The 1,211-nt window shown below is 34.6% G+C and carries 1 protein-coding gene and 1 pseudogene; both read left to right on the plus strand.

Going from position 1 to position 1,211, the window contains the following annotated elements:
* Positions 1-83: 83 nt before the first annotated feature.
* A pseudogene (locus O9290_RS15850) lies at positions 84-941 on the plus strand (Rpn family recombination-promoting nuclease/putative transposase).
* 76 nt (positions 942-1,017) lie between these two features.
* Positions 1,018-1,125, plus strand: a complete 108-nt coding sequence (locus O9290_RS15855; RefSeq protein WP_288087255.1) for a hypothetical protein — start codon at positions 1,018-1,020, stop codon at positions 1,123-1,125.
* The last annotated feature ends 86 nt before the right edge of the window (positions 1,126-1,211 follow it).

The following is a 1,211-nucleotide window of genomic DNA, read 5'->3' on the forward strand; positions in this document are numbered from 1 at the left end:
TAGGATTAAGTGTAGAACAAATTGCCCAAACTTTAGACTTAGATATTGAACAAGTACCACAAGTCATTGAGGGACAAAATTGAGTGAAAACGGACAGTATTTTCTATCGTCTCTTTCAGACTTTTCCTGAAAGTTTCTTTGACTTGCTCAATCTTCCCCCTGAAACCGTCAATCATTATCAATTTTCCTCCCTAGAAGTTAAACAACTCGCTTTTCGTTTAGATGGGGTCTTTCTTCCTGATAACCTTAATGAACCGATTTACTTTGTTGAGGTACAATTTCAAAAAGATGAACGGTTTTACTCGCGCTTTTTTAGTGAAATATTTCTCTATTTTCATCAAAGTGAGAGGAATAACAATTGGCAAGGGGTGATCATTTATCCTCATCGGGAAATTGAAAATAGTCCCAAATCTCGTTATCAAGAATTCTTTGAGTCAGGACGGGTTAACTGTTATTATCTGAATCAATTAGGTGAGGGGGATTCTCTGGGGGTAAAAGTGTGACAATTAATTGTAGAATCGGAACCAAACACCTTAGCGCAAGGAAAAGAACTGATTCAACAGGTTAGACGACAATTCCAGGAGTCTTTAAAAAGACAGGACATTCTCGAATTAATTGAGACAATTCTCATTTATAAATTGCCCAAATTAAACCGTAAGGAGATAGAAGCTATGTTTAGTTTAAGTGATCTAAGAGAAACTAAAGTCTATCAAGAAGCTTTAGAGGAAGGCAGAGAGGAAGGTAGAGAGGAAGGCAGAGAGGAAGGAGAATTATCCGCTAAAAAAAGCCTGATTTTGCGTCAGCTAAATTTAAAACTAGGTTCTATTCCTTTAAAGTTAGAACAAAAAATTAAACAGTTAAATCCTAATCAATTGGATAATTTAGCCCTTGCTTTATTGAATTTTTCGGATTTGGAAGATTTACACCAATGGTTAAATTAAAGAAAAAAGCCTTAGATTAAACAATTTACGCAACAATTCACGGATAGCAGACAAAAGAGAGGATATTCTCGAATTAATTGAGACAATTCTCATTTATAAATTGCCCAAATTAAACCGTAAGGAGATAGAAGCTATACTTTGCACGGCTACAACTTGCATTTTTTACTCAAGGACAATAATATAGTTTAAGAGTCATAATTAGAAGCAAAGCACTCATTAAAAACATGATTAACCTAGAATTCACGGAAGAAGAAAAGAACTCACTGTATT

The organism is Microcystis sp. LE19-41.2A, from assembly GCF_027530405.1.
Lineage (GTDB): Bacteria > Cyanobacteriota > Cyanobacteriia > Cyanobacteriales > Microcystaceae > Microcystis > Microcystis aeruginosa.